This window comes from Microbacterium sp. B35-04, from assembly GCF_010634885.1.
In the GTDB taxonomy this organism is placed as follows: domain Bacteria; phylum Actinomycetota; class Actinomycetes; order Actinomycetales; family Microbacteriaceae; genus Microbacterium.
The window spans coordinates 1-18997 of record NZ_MWLP01000023.1 but is presented as its reverse complement, the minus strand read 5'-3'; the positions used below and the strand labels follow the sequence as shown (position 1 = coordinate 18997).

Here is an 18997-nt window from a genome sequence, read left to right as displayed (position 1 = left end):
GCGCTGGGCGACCGCCCACCCACACGCGTGGGAGAGGCAGGAGTAGCCTGAGGGCATGCTGACGGTGATCGTGATCCTCCTCGTGGCCTGGGCGATCCTCGCGGTCGTGGGGTTCGCTCTCGAGGGACTGTTGTGGCTGGGCATCATCGGCGTCATCCTCTTCGTCGGCACCCTGATCTTCGGTTTCGTGCGACGCGCGGCAGGCCGCCGCAACAGCAGTCCCTGACCGACGGTCAGGGATCTGCGTGGCCGGGGCCGACCTGCCGGACCACGCCGCCGGATAGACTGCTGTCTATGGATCCGATGGGGAGCCTCACGTCGCTGGGCGATCCGACGCGTGCCCGCATCCTCCGGCTGATCCGCGAGTCCGAGGATGGGAAAGCACTGGTGAGTCGAATCGCCGATGCGCTGGAGCTCCGGCAGCCGACCATCAGTCACCATATGAAGTCGTTGCGCGACGAGGGCATCGTCGTCCGTGAGCCTGATGGGCGTCGGGTCTGGTACTCGATCGCTCCGGATTATGCGGCCCGTGTCGACGCCCTTCTCGGCGATGGGGCACGGCCGGCGCCGGATCCCGACCTGGGGCGGATCGCAACGGATCTCACCCTCAGATATCGCGGCGTCTTCGGTCCGGAGACCGTTCGCGCCAAGCTCGTGGAGAGCTACGAGCTGCTGGCCGGCCGGTCGCGGTCGCCGATGCTGGCTAGTCGGACGGCCGCGTTCACCGCGGCTCGACTCGACGCTCTGAAGCGGTCTCAGGGGACGCCGGGCGCCGTGCCCTCCGTCCTGTTCGTCTGCGTGCAGAACGCCGGTCGATCGCAGATCGCGGCCGGGATCCTTCGCCAGCTCGCCGGTGATCGAGTGCTGGTGAGGACGGCCGGGTCCGAGCCGGCAGGAGATGTGCGCAGCGCCATCGTGGGCGCCCTCGATGAGATCGGCGTCTCGCTCGGGGACGAGTTCCCCAAACCCCTGACCGACGAAGCGGTGCGCGCGGCGGACGTCGTCGTCACGATGGGGTGCGGCGACGCCTGCCCGATCTACCCCGGCCGGCGCTACGTCGACTGGGAGCTGGACGATCCGGTCGGCAAGTCGCCCGCTCAGATTCGCGTGATCAGGGACGACATCGACGGGCGAGTGCGCACGCTGCTCCAAGAACTCGTCGCCGAGCGTTCATCTGCCGGCCTCACCGAATGAATAGATGGTGGTCTATGCTTCTTGCAAGAGAAAGCGAGGCCACCGTGACCGAGAAGCCCACCGTCCTGTTCGTCTGCGTGCACAACGCCGGCCGCTCCCAGATGGCCGCCGGCTACCTCAGCGCCCTCGGCGGCGACGACGTCGAGGTGCTGTCCGCAGGATCCGCGCCCAAGGATGCCATCAACCCGGTCGCCGTCGAGGCGATGGCGGAGGAGGGGATCGACATCGCGGGCAACACCCCCAAAGTGCTCACCGTCGACGCCGTCCGGGAATCCGATGTCGTGATCACGATGGGCTGCGGTGACGCCTGCCCGATCTTCCCGGGCAAGCGCTACGAGGACTGGGAACTGGACGACCCGGCGGGCCAGGGCATCGAGGCGGTGCGCCCGATCCGCGACGAGATCCGTGGTCGGGTGGAAGCGCTCCTCACCGAGGTCCTGCCCGCGCGCGGTGCCGCATGACAGGCGGCGCGCAGGGAGTGCTTCTCTCACCAGTGCCGGTTCTGCACCGCGCCGCGGAACGTCTCGCAGCGGTTGAACAGCTCGTCGGCGAGCTCCTGCCCAGCTGATCGCGCACCGCTCCGCTCCGACGCGAGGTCGGCAGGGCACGCGGCCCGTCGTTGACCCGACGCGATCGCCGTCTGCGGCGGATGTGTCAAGGGAGCGCGTGGCGACCGGAGATCGACTAGTTTCGCTGATGCCCGCGTTCCGCGTTGCGCGGTGGGAGGAACGATGACAACCGACGACAGCCAGGAGGCGGCCGCGTTGCTGGATGGCCGATATCGGCTGGGTGAGTGCGTCGGCGAGGGCGGCATGGCGCGGGTCTACCGTGCGGAGGATGTCGTCCTCGGTCGGACGGTGGCGATCAAGCTCATCCGCCCCGGTGTCGACGGAGCCTCGTCGGAGCGGGCTCGCAGTGAGATGACCGTCCTCGCCTCGCTCAATCATCCGTCTCTCGTGACGCTGTTCGACGCTCGCCTGGTACCGGGCCAGCCGGAGTACCTCGTGATGGAGTTCGTCGATGGGCCCACGCTCAGTTCTCGGCTCGCGGCGGGTGGGCCGCTGCGGCCCGATGCGGTGGCGCACCTGGGCGCCGAGCTCGCGGAGGCGCTGCACGTCGTGCATCAGGCCGGTGTCGTCCATCGCGACATCAAGCCTTCCAACGTCCTGCTGAGTCCGGCTCAGCTTCCGGGCTCCCGTCCGCGCGCGAAGCTCGCCGATTTCGGCATCGCCTATCTGCTCGATGCGTCGCGACTGACGTCGCCGGGACTGGTGGTCGGGACCGTCGCCTATCTCGCTCCCGAGCAGATCCGTGGCGGCGAGCCCGCTCCGGCGTCTGACATCTACTCACTCGGCCTCGTGCTCCTGGAGGCGCTCACCGGCGAGCGAGCCCATCCTCACGGCGGTGGGATGGCCGCTGCGGTGGCGCGCGTCGAGAACCCGCCGGCGATTCCCCCGATGCTGCATTCCCGCTGGCGTGACCTCCTCATGCGCATGATGGACGCCGAGCCGCAGAGCCGGCCGACTGCGGCCGAGGTGGCGGCCGCGGCGGGCACGCTCACCGATCCGGCCGGCGCGGTCGCTGTGCCGGCGCCCGCCACCGACGTCACGGTACCGCTCACCGCTGCCACGCTGGTCGCGCCCGCGGCGGGGGTGCTCGCGGGTGGTGCGCCGGCCACCGCTGGCGCCCCGCCCCCGCCGGCCGCACCGGCGGAGAATGGCACGCCCGTGCGCGGCGGTCGGCCGGCGCGTCTGATGGCCATGATCGGCGGCGCACTCGCCGCCGTTGCTGTGGGGATCGCGGTGGTCATCGGTGCGACTGTGCCGGGCGGGCGGCAGGACACGCCTGCGCCCGTGCCCGCTGTCACCGACCCGTCCGATTCTCCGCCGCCGGCGGACGACACCGGCAACGACACCGTCGTCGATGACCCCGGCATGACCAAGGAAGAGCGCAAAGCGGCCGAAGAAGCTCGGAAGGAGGCTGAGGAAGCGCAGAAGAAGCTGGAGGAGGAGCAGCGCAAACAGGCCGAGGAGGAGCAGAAGCGCCTCGAGGACCAGCAGAAGCAGGGCGACGACGAACAAGGCGACGAACAAGGCGACGACTGACCGCCGCCACTCACCGCGCCCAATCTGTGGGGCGTGCGGCTCCACCGCCGTCCCCGCTGCCGCTCGGCCCGGACTCTCACGGGTTCGGACGCGCTCCGCGGTCCCTTACGCCGTATCGTGGTCCGGGCTCGGTGGGAGTGGGGCCTCGAAACTGAAGCGGTTCTTGCCGGCACCCTTCGACTCGTACATCGCACGGTCGGCGCGCACGAGCAGCTGCTCGGGTGTGGGGTGGGGGTGCGCCCCGGCGTGGAACATCGAGACGCCGACGCTGACGGACGCGGAGATCTGCCCCGCCGCGATCATGATGGGCTCGTTGGTGAGACGGAGGATGCGCTCGGCGATGGCGGTCGCCGCATCCTGATCCGCGTTCGCGCAGATGGCGACGAATTCGTCGCCGCCGATCCGTCCCACCACGTCTTCGGAGCGCACTCCGGCGCTCAGTCTGACAGCCAATTCCACGAGGATCATGTCGCCGACGGCGTGGCCGAACCGGTCGTTGATCGACTTGAACTCGTCGACATCGAGGAACAGGACGGCGAGTGGTTCGTTGCGCGCGGATGCCGCTTCCAGGGCATCGGCGAGGCTCTGCTCGAGAAGCTGTCGGTTGGCGACGCCGGTGAGCTGGTCGTGGAGGGCCAGGAACGCCAGTCGGCGCTGCAACCTCACGCGCACCAGCGTCTGCGAGGCTTGGCGCCCCAGCGCCTTCTGCAGGGCGAAGAACTGGTCGTCGAACCGCCGGGCACGCCCGAAGAAGCAGACCAGGATTCCCAGCCGCCGACGGTCGTCCAGCAGGGGCATCACGCTGACCGCCGCCAGCCGTGTCGCGCGCAACGCGACGGCGAGCTCGGGGAATTCGCCGGCGGCGGTCTCTTCGTCGACGACGACGACGTCCGGACTGTTGCGCAGGCTGACGATCGGCGGAACCAGGCCGGCGAGCGGGTTGGTGCCGCCGACCAGAGTGAGTTCGCCGTCGTCGTCGAGCAGCAGCACTCCGGCGTCGCGCGCGGCGAACGCGGTTCTGGCGACCTCGGCGAAGGAGTGCGCGACGTCCTCGTCGCTCGCGCTGACACCGAACGTGCGCGACACCTCTTGCAGCACCCGCACCTGCGCCTCGGACGATTCAGCCGCCCGCCGCGCGTGCAGGAGATCCCGCTCGTACTCGATGCGCCCGGACGCATTGAACACCGCGATCCGGATCATCCCCGCCGCCGCGTCGCGGATCGAGTTGATCAGAACGTGCAGCGGGGTGCCGTCGGCGCGGAGCATCGTGAGCGCGACCTCGTTGAGCCGACCTTGCAAGGGCAATGCCTGCGCGTGCCTGGTCTCGTAGAACAGCTGGCTACCCGGATCCAGGAGCGACGCGAACGATCGGCCCTCGACCTGCGCCGCGCTGTAGCCCGACCAGTCGAGCATCGTGCCGTTCGCCTCGAGGATCAGACCGTCGAGCGAGGTGGCGATCAGGCCGCAGGGCGCGTTGTGGAACCACCCGGGGTCGCTGGTAGGCGTCACTCGAGGTACCCGCGAATCTGAGCGACCACCTCATCGGGTGCGGACAGGATCGGCACGTGCCCGGTGGCCTCCAGCACCGACAGAGTGCTGCCCTCGATCGCCGCGTGCATGTATCGCCCGACCTCGAGGGGAGCGATCGCGTCCGCGCTGCACTGCAACACCAGCGTCGGCACGGTCACCAGCGGAAGGTCGGCGCGATTGTCGGAGAGGAAGGTGACGTGGGCGAAGTGCCTCGCGATCTCCGGATCGATGGCGCAGAAGCTCGCCGTGAGCTGATCGCCCAGCTCGGGCCGCTGCGGATTCCCCATGATGACGGGGGCGATGGTGCGGGACCAGCCCAGGTAATTGCTGTCTAGGGAGTCCAGCAGCGACGTGATGTCGCCGGGCTCGAACCCGCCGCGATACGAGCCGTCGTTCACGTACCGCGGTGACGGACCGACGAGCACCAGCGCGCCGAAACGTGACGGGTCGCGGTTCGCGGCCAGGATGCCGATCATCGCGCTGACGGAGTGTCCGACGAACACCACATCCGTCACGTTCAGCGTGTCGAGGATCTCGAGGACGTCCTCGGCGTAGCCGTGCAGCGAGTCGTACTTGCCCGGATCATAGGCCGACAGATCCGATCCGCCCGCGCCGACATGGTCGAACAGGATCACCCTGTGGTCCGCCTCGAAGTGCGGAGCGACGAGATCCCACGTCGCCTGACTGCACCCGAATCCATGCGCGAAGATCATGGCGCGGCCGCCGGCGGCGCCGGAAACCGTCACGTTGTTGCGCTGCAGCGCATCGCGCGTACCGAGGACCGACATGTGTGCTCCAGGTCCGTGTCGCCGTCGCGCCGGAAGGACGCGCCCAGCAGAATCGTAGACGCTTGCCCGTCGAACAGCCGCTTCGGTGTGCGACGAACTGCGTCCGGAGATCGAATCGGGGAGCGCCGTGAAACACGCGGACCGCAGGCCGACACTCGTTGTTCATGGCAGTCCGACCGGCCAGGGCGGCACAGCCTCGAGAAGTGACATCCGCAGGATTCGCTGCGGTCAGCCCGGTCTGCGCACGCTGAAAGGAGTGTGCGAGGCTACTGCTCGGTGGAGTTCGAGGGCGTCGGAGCAGGGCTTTCAACTGGCTCTGCTGGTGCGAGGCCCTCGATGGCCTGCCGCAAGGCGCTGACAGTGGCGGCGTCCACGGCGCCGGTGGGCTCCACGCCCAGCTCGATCTGGAACGCCTTCACCGCTTCGGTCAGGGCCGGGGTCCACACGCCGTCTACTGGTCCATCCCAGAAGCCGGCCAGCTTGAGGGTCTGCTGGACCGCTGCGGTGGTCGCGATCGACTCCTGCGCCGCGGCGCCACCGAGCGCCAGCAGCTCCGCCTGGAGGGCGGCAGAGGTCGCAGCGTCCACGGAGCCGGTGACCGGCAGCCCATTCGCTTCTTGCAGCGCTTCGACCGCTCCGACCGTCTCGGGGCCGTACACTCCGTCGATTGCACCCGAGTAGTAACCGGCGTCAGCAAGGTCTTGCTGCAACGCGGTCGTGTACGCACTCACCGAGGCCTGAGCGTGCACCGCTTGCTCATCGGGGATGCACCCGGCATCGGCGAACAGGCGCAGCCAGGCGAACTCGAGCGCGACGACGGCGCTGTTGAACCGCTCGGAGGCGTCTGCCAACGGTGTGTCGTCGGTGATCGCACCCTGCGCGGCCGCGAACTCCGATTCCGCCTGCTCCACCCGATCGACGGTCGCGGCCGGTGCCAGCGGAGCCGCGGTCGCTTGCGGTGTTGCGGGTGAGCTGGGCGTGGCTGAGGCGCTCGCCTTCACCTGCTCGAGCGCCTCCCGCGCCTCCGCCAATTCCTGCTCTGCGTCCACCACCTGCTGCTGGGCATCGACGGCCGCCTCGGCGCCCTCGAACGCGTCGTCCCGTGGGTCCGCGAGATCGGCCCCGGCCGCCCTGACATCGCCGACGGTGGGCGCTGTCTCATTGAGCACGTCCCCGTACCGATCGAGCGCCAGAATGTACGTGTTGCTCGCGTTGCAGAAACTCGCCGATGCGCTGGTCAGCTGTGTCTGGGCCTCAGCCAACGCCTTCTCCTTGGCGGCGACCCTCGACTCCGCCCGGTCGAGGCTGGTGGTCTCAGACGCGCAACCGGCGAGACCGATTGCCAGAATCGCCACACCCATCACGAACCCACGACGAAGACTCCGCCGCTGCGTGGTCTCGATTTTCACAGCAGCCTCCATTGAAGCGGTCGGTCGCATCTGGCCGCTTGCGCCGCGGCGGCGAACGTGGACTATCCCTGTCGCGGACCCGAAAGACTCGCCGAGTTCAGACGATATCAGTGAGTCCGCCACGCGCCTCAGTCTCTTCGTGTGATCGCAGCCCGCGGCGCCGATCGCATCTCGGGGGCCTATCGCGACAGCCATCTGCGATGCCAACATGAGTGGTTGATGGCGTGGATGCGCATGAACCTGACGCGCCCCTGGCGCAGGACTTTCCTGTGCGCCGCCGCCAGCGCGCCCCTCCTCCTCCTACTCCTCGGCGCCGACAGTCAGGCGACGGCATCCCCGCCTTCCGAGAACGGGGCCGCGCAGGTATCGCTCACCGTTCCCGGCGCGCCCGCTCCCTCGCCCACGCCCACGCCGACGCCGACTGTCGAACCGACGCCGACACCGGCGCCGACGCCGACGCCGACAGCGCCGGGCCCGGCTCCCACGCCCACGCCGACGGTCGAGCCCACTGCTTCTCCCGATCCGACGCACGTTCCCTCCGCAACCGCGACGCCGGAGCCGACGGTCACCTCTCAGCCGACGGCGCCCGCTGTGCCGGCGATCCCACCGGCAGCAGCGACCTCGACGACGCCCCTGCCGACGCTCTTGATCGCAGTGGGCGTACTCCTCGCCGCCGGCGTGATGCTGTTGCTGTTGCTGCGGCGGGAGCCGGCGCGAAGCGCGGCGGACGCGGGCAGCGGCCCGGTCGGCACAGATCCGGCACCGGTCGTGCTGGATGCGATGGCGTCCTTGGGCACCGCGATGATCGACAGCGGCTATCCGGTTGGACTCGTCCGCAGCGCGCTGGACGACATGGCGAAGGCGAGCGGTCTGACTGCCGCGGAATCCGTCGTCTTCCCGACGTCCATACTCGTTTCATCGGGCGATGCCGGGGCTGTGGAGACGCGCGCCGTCACCGCCGGCGACAGATCGTCGCTGCTGTACCAGGTGGATGCGGTGGATCGCATCGTCGGTGTGGCCCGCACCCGAGCGAGCAGCGCGCGCTGGGTGCGCCGGCAGCTCGCCCGCGTCGACACCCTGCCGCCGCCCTTCACCCGCGCGCAGCGGATCGGCGCGTATGCGCTGCTGTCGGCCGCGCTCAGTGTCCTCCTCGGCGCCTCGTGGACCGGTGTCATCGCCTCGGGGGTGCTCGGGATCGGTGTCGGGGCTCTGCTGCTGGCGACGGAACGGCTCGCCGCGGCATACCAGGCACTCATCGTCGTCACCGTTTCACTGGGAGTGGCGATCGTGGTTCTGGCCGTCGCGCATCTGTTCGATCCCGGCGCGCTGCCCGCGATCGTCGCACCCCTGATCATGCTGCTGCCCGGCGGCCTGCTGACGATCGGGGTGATCGAGCTGGCGACCGGGAACATCGTCTCCGGCGGTGCCCGCCTCGCTGCGGGAGCGATGCGACTGCTTCTGCTGGCGACAGGGATTGTGGCCGCCGCCGCGCTCCTCGGCGTGCCGGCGCTCACCGCGACTCGATGGCCGCTCGGGCCGGTCGCGCCGTGGGTGGCTGTCGCCGTCTTCGGCGTCGGCATCGGCATCTATCAATGCGCGAAGCCGTCGTCCATCGGCTGGATCATGATCGTCCTGTACGTCGCGTACGGCGCCCAGGTGATCGGCGATGTGCTCTTCGACGGCGTGCTCTCGGCACTGGTGGGCGCCGCCGCGATGACCCCTGTCGCAGTCGTCGTGGCCCGTCAGCGCACCGGACCGCCGGCGCTGGTGAGCTTCCTTCCAGCGTTCTGGCTGCTCGTGCCCGGAGCGCTCGGGCTCATCGGGGTCGCCAACGCCCTCGAGGGCGATTCGTCGGGCATGAGCACGATCATCACCACGATCGCCACCATGGTCTCCATCGCGCTGGGCGTGCTGCTGGGCCTGGTCGCGACGGGCTCAGCACGAGGATTTCGGAATGCACCCGCCGCCGACTGGATGCTCGACGATCTCGACGACGAACCGGAATGACGGATGCCGCGGCCGGCGAAGCCGCATGACGAAGCCGCATGACGAGGCCACCGCGCCGACACCGGTCGCGGGTCAGGTGGCAGTCCCGTAGGTGCGGAGGAAGATCGCTTCAGCGATGGCCAGCTTCTCGATCTCGCCGGGGTCCACGCTCTCGTTGGGTGCGTGAATGAGCGCGAGCGGCTCTTCGACGCCCATGAGGATGATCTCGGCTCCTGGGTAGGCGTCGGCGAGCACATTGCACAGCGGGATCGACCCGCCCTGTCCGAGAGTCGTCGGCTCCACGCCGTACGCCGATCTCAGCGAGTCGGCGAAGGTGCGATACGCCGGGCCGTCGGTCGCCGCGCGGAACGGCTCGCCGACGGCTTCTGTCTCGACCTTGACATGCACGTTCCACGGTGCGTGGCTGCGGAGGTGCGCGACGAGCGCATCGTGGGCGTCCTGTGCACGCGTTCCCGGTGGCACCCGCAGGTTCAGGCGAGCCGAGGCGCGCGGGACGATCGACGCGGTCGAGCCCACGACCGGCGGGCAGTCGATGCCGAGAATCGTCAGCGCGGGCCGCGCCCACAGCTCGTCGGCGACGGAACCGTCGCCGAGCAGGTCGACGCCTTCCAGCACGCCCGCGTCCCCGCGGAACTGCTCAGCGGCGTAGGACTCCCCGGTCCACGATTGAGTGCTGCCGAGCCCGTCGATGACGGTGCTGCCGTCCTCATCGCGCAAGGATGCCAGTATCGCCACGAGCGCCGCCAGTGCGTCGGGCGCCGGGCCGCCGAACATGCCCGAGTGGACCTCGGATGCCAGGGATTCGACGTGCACGATCACGTTCGCGAATCCTCGCAGCGAGATCGTGGCCGCCGGGCGCCCGACGGCGGCGTTGCCCGTATCGCATACCAGGATGACGTCGGCAGTCAGGACCTCGGGGTTCGCCTCCACGAAGCGTTCCAGCCCGCCGGTGCCCTGTTCTTCGCTTCCTTCGACGACCAGCTTCAGGTTCACCGGGACGTCGTCACCGAGTGCGCGCAGCGCGAGCAGGTGCATCAGGATGTTGCCCTTGCAGTCCGCGGCGCCGCGACCGGCCCACCGTCCGTCGACGTCGGTGAGTTCGAACGGGGGCGTCCGCCAGGCGGATTCCTGCAGTGGGGGTTGTACGTCGTAGTGGGCGTACAGCAACACGGTCGGAGCGTCCGGACGCGTCGTCGAACGCGTGCCCACCACGGCATCGCTGCCATCGGGGGTGCGTACCAGGTGCGCGTCGGCGAAGCCCACCTCTGCGAATCGCGCACGCACCCATTCGGCGGCCTTCGCGCACTCCTCAGGCGGGAACTGGCGGGCATCTGCCACCGATCGAATCGCGACGAGCTCGGCCAGCTGGTCGCGCGCGGCCGGCATCATCGCGTGGATGCGGTCGCGGATCTGCTCGGTCACGTTCCGTCGCTCACCGTGTCGAGGCTGTCGATGAACTCCTGGAACTCCTCCGCCTCCTCGGGACAGTACGTCTGGATGATCAGCAGCTGCCCCTGGAGCAGCCGCGACTCCACGATCGTGGCACGAAGTCCCGGCCCTCCTGCCCCATTGGACAGCCCCGCGAGGAGGGTCGAACGGGCCAACGCGGAGTTCGGGTCTGCACAGGTCGCACCCCCATCGTTGCCCAGCACCTGCGCGACCTGGTCGGGCGTGAAGGAGACGGCGATGCCGGCATCCGCGAAGGAATCCAGCAGTTGCTGCGCCTTATCCACGTCACGGGCTTCCTGCCGAGCACCGACGAACAGGATCGTCGCGATCACCGCAAGCACGACGAGGACGGTGATGGCCACGATTGAGATCACCGAGCGTTCGCGCGGGCTCTGGGTCTCGTTGGCGGTGCTCATGATTCACTCGCCTCCACGTGGGCAGGCTGCTTCCACGACGGCTTGCGGAAGCGGTAGAACAGGAACGGCACCAGCAGTCCGAGCCCCAGCGCGCCACCGCCCACGATGACCAGGTAGATCCACGGGCTCCCACCCGCGAACTGCGACGGCGGGATGAATCCGACCAGCAGCGCAGCGAGTGAGGCAGCGAAGCCGACCCCGCACAATGCCACCAGCATCGGCGCGCGGTAGCCACGCGGGTGCTCCGGATGCTTCCGCCGCAGCCGGACCGCGGCAACGAACATCAGCAGGTACATGATCAGGTACACCTGCGTGGTGATGACCGAGAAGATCCAGTACGCGCTCGAGACATTGGGGATGAGCGCATACCCCAGGGCGATGATCGAGGTGACGACACCCTGCGTGACCAGCAGGTTCTGCTGCACGCCGTTCTTGTTCAGCTTCTGCAGGAATGGCGGCAGGTAGCCCTCCTCGCGGGAGATGAGCAGCAGACCCTTCGAGGGCCCTGCGAGCCAGGTGAGCATGCCGCCGAGAGACGCGGCGACCAGCATGATTCCGACGATCGGCGTCAGCCACGTGATGTCGAACGTCGCAAAGACCGCCTCGAACGCCTGCATGATCCCAGCCGTGAGCGAGATCTGCTCGGCAGGAACGACCCAGCTGATTGCGAGCGCGGGAAGGATGAAGATGAGAAGCACCAGTCCCATGGCGAAGAAGATCGCCTTCGGGTACTCCTTCCCAGGGTTCTTCAGCGACGAAACGTGAACAGCGTTCATCTCCATTCCGCTGTAGGAGAGGAAGTTGTTCACGATCAGCACGAGGCTCGCGAGGCCCGCCCACTGCGGTAGGAGATTCTCCGCCGTCATCGGCGCAGCGGAGGGGTTCCCCTGCCCGAGGAAGAGCGCCCCGAGCAACACGAGAACGGCGCCGGGGATGAGTGTGCCGATGATCAGTCCCCAGCTCGCGAGGCCTGCGACACCCTTGGTCCCTCGTGACGAGACGAAGACGCCCGCCCAGTAGCAGACCATGATCACGAGCGCCGTCCACACACCGTTCGATGCGAGTTCGGGATTGATCACATAGGCGAGCGTCGAGGCGACGAAGCCGAGCAGAGTGGGGTAGTAGAAGATCGTCATCGCGAACTGGCACCAGATCGCGAGGAAGCCCATGGGCTTGGATATGCCCTCGGACACCCACTTGTAGACCCCGCCCTTCCATCCGGACGCCAGCTCAGCGGCAACCAGCGACGTGGGCAGCAGGAAGACGATCGCGGGGACGAGATAGAGGAAGATCGAGGCGAGCCCGTAGACGGCCATCGTCGGCGCCGGTCGCAGGCTCGCCACGGAGCTCGTCGTCATGAGCGCAAGGGCGATCCACGAGATCCAGACCGGCGCTGGAACTGCCGCCGCCCGCGAACGGACCGGCTTCGATCCGGTCCCCGACGAACTCATGATGGGCCACCGCGGTAGTTGACTGTTTTCGACATCACAACTTCCTTCCAGCGTCATTGCCTTCGTGAAACCCGATGAGCTCGTGATGAGACTAGCGCTGGTAAGGCCGGCGGCGCATCGGGTTCACGCCTCTGCAACGACGATGGCGTCGGCATCCCGGTGCGGCACCGTGATGCGTTGCGGAGCCGCGCCTCGTCACTCGACCATGACGAGCCCGCGATCCGTGTCGTTGAACCGCTGTCCGCCGTCCGCGGTGACGGTGACGATATCTTCGATCCTCACGCCGAATGCGTCCGGAATGTAGATTCCCGGTTCGATGGAGAAGCACATGCCGGGGACGGTGGGGCGCTCCTCGCCCTCGACCATGTAGGGAGGTTCGTGGGTCGTCATGCCGATTCCATGGCCGGTGCGGTGGATGAAGCGCTCGCCGTAGCCGGCCTCGGTGATGAGCCGGCGCGCGGTGCGGTCGATCTCCTGACAGGCGACACCGGGGCGTACGGCCTCGAAGGCGGCCTGCTGCGCAGCACGGACGATGTCGTGCACCTCACGCATCTGCGAAGTCGGCTCTCCGACGCACACCGTGCGCGACGTGTCGGAGCCGTATCCGTACATCAGCCCGCCGAAGTCCAGGACGACCATGTCGCCGCGGAGGATGACGCGATCGCCCGCTTCGTGGTGAGGGTTGGCGCCGTTGGGGCCCGATCCGACCACCGTGAAGTCCACCTGCTCATGTCCGAGCTCCCGGAGCAGCTGCGCAAGGTCTGCGGCCACCTCCGTCTCCTTGCGGCCGGAGAACTGCGTCTTGACGATCTCGCCGAAGGCCGCGTCCGCAGCTGATCCCGCAGCCGCCATTCTCGCGAGTTCGTTCTCGTCTTTCACTGCCCGCAACATCGGCAGGCGCTCCGTGACCGCGAAGAATCGCGCTCCTTCCACCCGCCGTTGAAGACCAAGGAGATGCATCGCCCATGCCGAGTCCGATACGGCATAGCTCGCGCCGGGATCAAGCAGTCGAGCGGCGACCTCGTAGGGATCATCGCCGTCACGCCAGTCGCTGATCTTCATCACCCCTGCCCCGACCGCCGCCTCGGCATCCGGCCGCTCCAGCTTCGGCACGAGCAACTGGGGATCGGCGTCGCCGCCGAGCACGAGCAGGGTGAGTCGCTCGGTGATGGCGGTGGGCTGGTAGCCGGTGAGCCACAGCAAGTCGGGCCCGGGGGTCACGAGCAGCCCGTCGAGACCCTCTGCCGCCGCGTCCTGCGTTGCTCGCGTCATCCGAGCGCGGAAGTCTTCCGCGGTGAAAGCGATCGGCGTGAGAGCCATGACGCACCTTCCTCTTTTGGTGACACCCTGCACTGGGCCAAAGCGCGAGTCAATGACCGGCCTCGGCCAGCCCGCGCTATAGCACAGCGCGAGTTCGCAGACCAACCCGTATGCCATCGGCGGCTCAGCGAGCGAAGCTCATGAGCATGTGGCCGACAACCTCCACGAAGCGGGCCATCGCGCTCGCCACCGTCCCCTTGGCGCTCACGCTTGCCTTGGCCGGATGCGGCAGCCTCGACGGCGATGAGTCGCCGCCCGGGATGAACCGCGATGGGGGAGAAGGGCCGGCATCGCCGACGGCCGAGACGGTCGGCGAGTTCAATGACGCCGACGCGACGTTCGTGACGATGATGATCCCGCACCACGAGCACGAGGTGGAGATGAGCGAGGAGATCCTGGCGAAGGATGGCGTCGACGAGCGGGTGCTGGCACTCGCCGAGCAGATCCGGGATGCGCAGGAGCCCGAGATCGAGCGGATGGAATCCCTGCTGGACCAGTGGGAGATCGACGACGACGCCGAGCCTGACGATGACGACGACGGCGGCTGGATGTCGGAAGACGACATGGATGCACTCGAGGCCGCGGACGGCTCGGCAGCGGAACGGCTCTACCTCGAAGGCATGATCGAGGGCCACGAGGCCGCGGTGGAGATGGCCCAGACCGAGATGGATGAGGGAATCAACCCAGACGCCCTCGAGGTGGCGCAGGGGATCATAGATATGCAGACCGCCGAGCTCGCGACGATGCAGGATCTGGTCACCGAGATATGACGCACGCGGCGATCGCGAAATCGCTCAGCGGTTCAACGTGGTGAGTTGCTCCGCCTCGACGTGGAGGCCGTGCCCGAGCGCGGACACGTTGTCACGCTGCAGGAGCTCGGTCCCCTCGAAAATACTGGGGTCACAGTGGCGGAGGATGGGGGATTCGAACCCCCGAGGGCTTGCACCCAACACGCTTTCCAAGCGTGCGCCATAGGCCACTAGGCGAATCCTCCAGGAGGCCCCGGAGGGCCGCCGACCATCCTACCCTGCTCGGCTACCGTGCCCGAACCGGGGCGGCGCTTCCCGCGTAGACGCTGCCGGGGCGGATGATGAGCGATCGCGGCGCGAGCAGTGCGAGGATGCGGCGCGACGGAGGCACCGAGGTCAGCAGCGCCACGCGCACGGAGCCCGCCGCGTCGGCAGCGGCATCCCCCATCCACAGCGAGCGGGTGCCCGCACGCGAGTAGCTGGCGCGCTCGATCGCCAGGACGACCGTGTTCATCTCGGATGCCGGAGCTCCGTGCTGCTCGACCAGGCGACGCGCGAACGCGCGCGGCGTCTCGCTGGCCGGCACCGCGATGCCCACGTCGATCGCCGCCTCCTGGACGGACTGCCAGGCAGCGGCCGCGTCGCCACCCCGGGCGGCGGCGTCCTGCTGGCGGCGGCGGAGTTCGCGAATGAGGAAGGGGAGCGCGAGCAGCACCACCAGCGCCGCCACGACGCCCAGGATCGGGAGCGGGTCGAGTCCGTTTCGCGCACCTCCGCCGGCCGCGTTCTGACGCTCCTCTTCGAGGGCGATCTGGGCCTCGTCGCCCGGCGCCGTGGGCGTGGCGTTGGACTGCGGGGTCACGGCATCCGGATTCGTGGACTGGCCAGGCAGCGCCGCCTCGGACGAGAACGTCGTCGGCACGCCGAGGCCCGACGTCGGCTCGAACGGGATCCAGCCGACGCCGTCGAAGTACACCTCGGGCCAGGCGTGCAGCTGCGAGCTGTACACCGAGTACACCGGCTGACCGTCGATGCTCTCGGTCGTGGGCGTCCCCGGCAGGTAGCCGACGACGATGCGCGACGGCATGTGCAGGGTGCGGGCCATGAGCGCGAACGCCGATGCGAAATGGATGCAGTAGCCTGCGCGCACCTCCAGGAACTGCGCGACGGCCTCGGCGCCGCTGCCGTCGAAGCCCTCCTCGACGGGGGCGTCCAGCGAGTACTTGAAGTCGCCGCCGCGGAACCAGCGCTGCAGCGCCGTCAGCCGGTCGTAGTCCGTGGTGGCATCGGCGGTCATCTGCAGTGCGAGCTCACCGATGAGCGGAGGGATGTCGGAGGGCAGCTCCGTGGTCTCATCGCGCACCTGCGATCCCACCGATGCCGTGTTGCGCACCTGCTCGAGCGAGGGTCGCGCCGGGGCATAGGCGACCTCGTACGCCTGCCCCTGCGTCGAGCTGTTCGTGGAGGCCACCGTGTGGTTGTAGGGAACGGCGCCCCAGACGCCCGCGCTGAGCCCATCGACACCCACGGCCGGGTACGGCACCGGCGCCCAGGGCGAGTCGAGGTTGACCACGTCGATCTTCGCCGTGTAGTCGCCGAGGCGGACTTCGGCGTCGGCATCCACCGCGCCGAAGGCTCGCTCGGAGCCGAGCGAGATCGTCTGGGCGCGGTCGGGCTCCCACACGCCGCCCTCGAAGCGCGACAGCGTCGTCGCGCGCAGGTACGGCACTGACGGGGCATCGGTGCGCACGCGGAGCACCTCGGCCTCCTGCGGGCGGCGCAGATCGTCGCCGAGTTGCAGCGTGGCGTCGATCCCGGGGCCCGGTCCCACCCCGGTTCCGGCCCGCGCACCCGGCTGGGGCAGCACCGGCGTCGCGACCACGGCGACGACGATCGCGATCGCACCGATGCCGAGCGCTGTCGCAGGGACTCCCGCGGTGCGCTCCGCCTCGCGCTCGAGCGGCTTCTCGCGGGAGCGCGTCTCGGATCGGATGAGGAAGAGGATCGTCACAGCGAGGAACACGAACCCGATGATGTCGACGTCGCTCGGCGCGGCGATGGCCGGGATGAGCGACACCGCGACGATGCCGACGGAGGCGAGCAGAGGCATCCGTGCCGTCACCGCGACATGGTCGACGATGATCGTGAGCAGGCCCATCGCCCCGACCACGACGAAACCCAGCGACAGCGTCGGCTCCAGCGGCGCCGCGCCCACGGTGATCTCCACCATCGCCGCCTCGACCAGCTGAGGGACCACTCGGAAGGTGTCGGTCGTGGGGATGATCCAGAGCAGGGCGGTGTCGCGCAGGAACACCAGGGTCATGAACGAGACCCACACCGCTGCCTCGATCAGGCTCACGGCGACGGCCGGAAGGCGATACCGGCGGGCGGTGTAGCCGGCCGCGAGCACCATCGCCGCCAGCAGCAGCGCTCCGATGAGCCACCATCCCGGCTCGATGACGCGCACCACCGGCAGCAGTGCCGCCAGCAGCGCCGCGAGGATCGAGATCGTCAGCAGGCGCTCGCCGCCGCGTCCGCGGGCGAGCCGTGCGGCCTCAGCCGAAGACATGGTGCACCCCGCGTCCGATCGCATTCGCCCACGCGACGCCCAGGTCTCGGTCCGGGCCGAAGCTGGCGACGTGCCAGCCGTGGTCGGCCGCGATGTCGAGCGCGTCGCCCATGGGCGACGCCGTCAGCAGGAGGGGCAGGGTGCTGTGGTGGGCGACGGGTCCCAGCGCCACGGCGTCGGCCGGATCGAGCCGTCCGGCGATGACCACGACGGGTCCCGTCGACAGGCCGGCGAACAGACGCGACAGCTGGGGGAGCGCGTCGTCGCGGTGCGCCGTCACGGTCGCGAAATGGACGAGCATCGCATCCACCTCGGTCATGTCGCCGCCGTCGATGCGGTCGGCGAGCACCGTGCCCTCGGAATCGAGCACTTCGACGGCGTAGCCGTCGTGCACGAGCCGGGCGACCGCCGACACGCATGCCGAGACCCCGGATTCGAAGCCGGCGTCGGCGCCCGGCGCGCGCAGGGCCTCTGGCGACCAGCGCAGCGCCGCTCGGTCGAGCACGACCGTCGCCTCGGGCGTCGACTCCTGCTCCTCCTGCCTCACCATGAGCTCGTCGCGGTGCGCGGTGGCGCGCCAGTGGATGCGGCGCATCGAGTCGCCGGAGGCATACGGCCGAGCGACCAGGTTGTCGGCGCCCTGACCGGGCTGATCCGTCGTGGTGTGCAGCATGCCGCCGGTGGCACCGGCGTAGTCGATGAGCGGTGGCAGGTCGACGACCGCCGGCGCGACGGTGACCGGCGTGCGCTGGCTGAAGACGACGGTGCGCCGAGCGAGCCCGAACGGGTCGGAGGTTCGCACCGTGAGCGGGCCGATCGAGTGGACCCCGCGGCGCGCGCCGGTGAAGGTGTAGGCCAGATCGATGCTGCGGACGCCTCCGCGCTCACCTCCGCGCAGGCCTGAGCCGAGCGCCGGGAAGGCACCCTCCGCTTTGCCGCGGAGACCCTTCGGCAAGGTGTCGCGCCAGGTGCCCGGCGCCGTGGGCAGTGCCGTGCGCACTTCGACGCGCACCGACACGCGCGCGTCGCCCCCGACCGACGCGACGTCCGGCGTGAGCGAACGTGTCACGGCGTCGGTGCGACGCCCGACGTACAGCGATCCGACGCTCGCCGCGACGACGGCGAGCAGCAGGATCCCGAAGTACATCAGCTCGGCGATCCCGGCCTCGTTGGCCACGATGAAGCATGCGATCGCAAGGACCAGCGCGCCGGTTCCCCGGACGGTCAGCGGCCACAGGCGTCTCATCGTCGGCTCACTGACGGGAGGCGATCGGCACCCGCACGTTCGCCGCGATGCGCTCGAGGATCGTCGCGATCGCGTCGGCCGCGCTGCCGCCGCGTGCGCCGCCCGCGGCGCGCGTGGGGATGAGGCGGTGGGCGAACACCGCCGCCAGGAGCGCGGTGATGTCGTCGGGGATGACGAACCCGCGCCCGTCGAGCGCCGCCCAGACCTTCGCGGCGCGGACGAGCTGCAGGGTCGCGCGAGGGCTCGCGCCCAGTCGCAGGTCGCTGTGGGTGCGCGTGGCCTGGGCGAGGGCGACCGCGTAGTCCTCGATCGCCGGGGCGACGTGCACGGCCCGCGCCCATCCGATCAGCCCCGACACCTGGTCGGCAGAGACGACCGGTGCGAGCTGGTCGAGCGGGTTCGCGGTGTCGCGCTGACGGAGCATGAGCGCCTCGGACCGCGCGTCGGGGTAGCCCATCGAGATGCGCATCATGAAGCGGTCGCGCTGTGCCTCGGGAAGGGCGTAGGTGCCCTCCATCTCGAGCGGGTTCTGCGTCGCGACGACGAGGAACGGCTCGGGCACGAAGTGCGTCCGGCCGTCGACGGTCACCTGACGCTCCTCCATGGCCTCGAGGAGCGCGGACTGGGTCTTGGGGGATGAGCGATTGATCTCGTCGGCGATCACGATGTTGGCGAAGATGGCGCCGGGTTTGAACTCGAATTCGCGATCGACCGGATTGAACACGCTCACACCGGTCACATCTCCCGGCAGCAGGTCGGGCGTG

At 69.1% G+C, this 18997-nt stretch carries 16 protein-coding genes and 1 tRNA gene; 6 read left to right on the top strand and 11 right to left on the bottom strand.

Translation table 11 applies throughout. From position 1 onward, the window contains the following. Positions 1-55: 55 nt before the first annotated feature. The 4 genes from B1729_RS20570 (at position 56) to B1729_RS06760 (ending at position 3299) form a co-directional block, all read left to right on the top strand. Positions 56-226: a hypothetical protein gene (locus B1729_RS20570; RefSeq protein WP_204260148.1), complete on the top strand. Its 171-nt coding sequence runs from the start codon at positions 56-58 to the stop codon at positions 224-226. A 68-nt stretch (positions 227-294) separates the two neighbouring features. Further along, positions 295-1194 (top strand): metalloregulator ArsR/SmtB family transcription factor, encoded by a 900-nt coding sequence (locus B1729_RS06770; protein ID WP_239539471.1) that lies wholly within the window; start codon positions 295-297, stop codon positions 1192-1194. A gap of 44 nt (positions 1195-1238) precedes the next feature. Next, positions 1239-1655, top strand: a complete 417-nt coding sequence (locus B1729_RS06765) for an arsenate reductase ArsC (protein WP_239539469.1) — start codon at positions 1239-1241, stop codon at positions 1653-1655. Between the two features lie 270 nt (positions 1656-1925). Beyond that, positions 1926-3299 (top strand): serine/threonine-protein kinase, encoded by a 1374-nt coding sequence (locus tag B1729_RS06760; protein ID WP_163631455.1) that lies wholly within the window; start codon positions 1926-1928, stop codon positions 3297-3299. Between the two features lie 105 nt (positions 3300-3404). On the opposite strand, the gene B1729_RS06755 is transcribed toward B1729_RS06760, so the two are convergent. The 3 genes from B1729_RS06755 to B1729_RS06745 form a co-directional block, all read right to left on the bottom strand. Next, positions 3405-4808, bottom strand: a complete 1404-nt coding sequence (locus B1729_RS06755) for a diguanylate cyclase (protein ID WP_239539467.1) — start codon at positions 4806-4808, stop codon at positions 3405-3407. Next, positions 4805-5617 (bottom strand): alpha/beta hydrolase, encoded by an 813-nt coding sequence (locus tag B1729_RS06750; protein WP_163631452.1) that lies wholly within the window; start codon positions 5615-5617, stop codon positions 4805-4807. Before B1729_RS06750 ends, B1729_RS06755 begins: the two co-directional genes overlap by 4 nt. Before the next feature lie 266 nt (positions 5618-5883). After that, positions 5884-7149 carry a peptidoglycan-binding protein gene (locus B1729_RS06745; protein WP_239526091.1) on the bottom strand — a complete coding sequence of 422 codons (1266 nt, stop codon included), beginning with the start codon at positions 7147-7149 and terminating at the stop codon, positions 5884-5886. A gap of 111 nt (positions 7150-7260) precedes the next feature. On the opposite strand from B1729_RS06745, the gene B1729_RS06740 reads away from it, so the two are divergent. Further along, positions 7261-9033, top strand: coding sequence for a threonine/serine exporter family protein (locus tag B1729_RS06740; protein ID WP_163631450.1), 1773 nt, complete (start codon positions 7261-7263; stop codon positions 9031-9033). A gap of 72 nt (positions 9034-9105) precedes the next feature. Here the strand turns inward: B1729_RS06740 and B1729_RS06735 are convergent, their stop codons facing one another. From B1729_RS06735 to B1729_RS06720, 4 genes are all read right to left on the bottom strand, one after another. Next, positions 9106-10455, bottom strand: a complete 1350-nt coding sequence (locus tag B1729_RS06735) for a dipeptidase (RefSeq protein ID WP_163631447.1) — start codon at positions 10453-10455, stop codon at positions 9106-9108. After that, the gene (locus B1729_RS06730; protein WP_163631444.1) at positions 10452-10898 is read right to left on the bottom strand and encodes a hypothetical protein; all 447 of its coding nucleotides are present in this window, start codon (positions 10896-10898) and stop codon (positions 10452-10454) included. Before B1729_RS06730 ends, B1729_RS06735 begins: the two co-directional genes overlap by 4 nt. Beyond that, a complete protein-coding gene (locus tag B1729_RS06725; RefSeq protein ID WP_163619259.1) occupies positions 10895-12349 on the bottom strand; it encodes an APC family permease in 1455 nt (484 codons plus the stop codon). The genes B1729_RS06730 and B1729_RS06725 overlap by 4 nt, the downstream gene beginning before the upstream one ends. A gap of 195 nt (positions 12350-12544) precedes the next feature. Beyond that, positions 12545-13669 (bottom strand): aminopeptidase P family protein, encoded by a 1125-nt coding sequence (locus tag B1729_RS06720; protein ID WP_163631442.1) that lies wholly within the window; start codon positions 13667-13669, stop codon positions 12545-12547. Positions 13670-13815: 146 nt separating this feature from the next. On the opposite strand from B1729_RS06720, the gene B1729_RS06715 reads away from it, so the two are divergent. Further along, a complete protein-coding gene (locus tag B1729_RS06715; RefSeq protein WP_163631440.1) occupies positions 13816-14439 on the top strand; it encodes a DUF305 domain-containing protein in 624 nt (207 codons plus the stop codon). A gap of 136 nt (positions 14440-14575) precedes the next feature. Here the strand turns inward: B1729_RS06715 and B1729_RS06710 are convergent. From B1729_RS06710 to B1729_RS06695, 4 genes are all read right to left on the bottom strand, one after another. Next, positions 14576-14663, bottom strand: a tRNA-Ser gene (locus B1729_RS06710). A gap of 41 nt (positions 14664-14704) precedes the next feature. Beyond that, positions 14705-16987 (bottom strand): DUF3488 and transglutaminase-like domain-containing protein, encoded by a 2283-nt coding sequence (locus B1729_RS06705; protein ID WP_163619264.1) that lies wholly within the window; start codon positions 16985-16987, stop codon positions 14705-14707. Then, positions 16974-18233: a DUF58 domain-containing protein gene (locus tag B1729_RS06700; RefSeq protein WP_163619266.1), complete on the bottom strand. Its 1260-nt coding sequence runs from the start codon at positions 18231-18233 to the stop codon at positions 16974-16976. The genes B1729_RS06705 and B1729_RS06700 overlap by 14 nt, the downstream gene beginning before the upstream one ends. Before the next feature lie 7 nt (positions 18234-18240). Continuing rightward, on the bottom strand, positions 18241-18997 hold a 757-nt coding region (locus tag B1729_RS06695; protein WP_163631438.1), incomplete at its 5' end, for an AAA family ATPase.

Excerpts from the sequence above, each read along its gene's own strand:
- B1729_RS06730 (WP_163631444.1), bottom strand. The coding sequence starts at position 10,898 with ATGAGCACCGCCAACGAGACCCAGAGCCCGCGCGAACGCTCGGTGATC.
- B1729_RS06700 (WP_163619266.1), bottom strand. The coding sequence starts at position 18,233 with ATGAGACGCCTGTGGCCGCTGACCGTCCGGGGAACCGGCGCGCTGGTC.
- B1729_RS06740 (WP_163631450.1), top strand. The coding sequence starts at position 7,261 with ATGAACCTGACGCGCCCCTGGCGCAGGACTTTCCTGTGCGCCGCCGCC.
- B1729_RS20570 (WP_204260148.1), top strand. The coding sequence starts at position 56 with ATGCTGACGGTGATCGTGATCCTCCTCGTGGCCTGGGCGATCCTCGCG.
- B1729_RS06715 (WP_163631440.1), top strand. The coding sequence starts at position 13,816 with ATGTGGCCGACAACCTCCACGAAGCGGGCCATCGCGCTCGCCACCGTC.
- B1729_RS06760 (WP_163631455.1), top strand. The coding sequence starts at position 1,926 with ATGACAACCGACGACAGCCAGGAGGCGGCCGCGTTGCTGGATGGCCGA.
- B1729_RS06705 (WP_163619264.1), bottom strand. The coding sequence starts at position 16,987 with ATGTCTTCGGCTGAGGCCGCACGGCTCGCCCGCGGACGCGGCGGCGAG.
- B1729_RS06720 (WP_163631442.1), bottom strand. The coding sequence starts at position 13,669 with ATGGCTCTCACGCCGATCGCTTTCACCGCGGAAGACTTCCGCGCTCGG.
- B1729_RS06770 (WP_239539471.1), top strand. The coding sequence starts at position 295 with ATGGATCCGATGGGGAGCCTCACGTCGCTGGGCGATCCGACGCGTGCC.
- B1729_RS06750 (WP_163631452.1), bottom strand. The coding sequence starts at position 5,617 with ATGTCGGTCCTCGGTACGCGCGATGCGCTGCAGCGCAACAACGTGACG.
- B1729_RS06725 (WP_163619259.1), bottom strand. The coding sequence starts at position 12,349 with ATGAGTTCGTCGGGGACCGGATCGAAGCCGGTCCGTTCGCGGGCGGCG.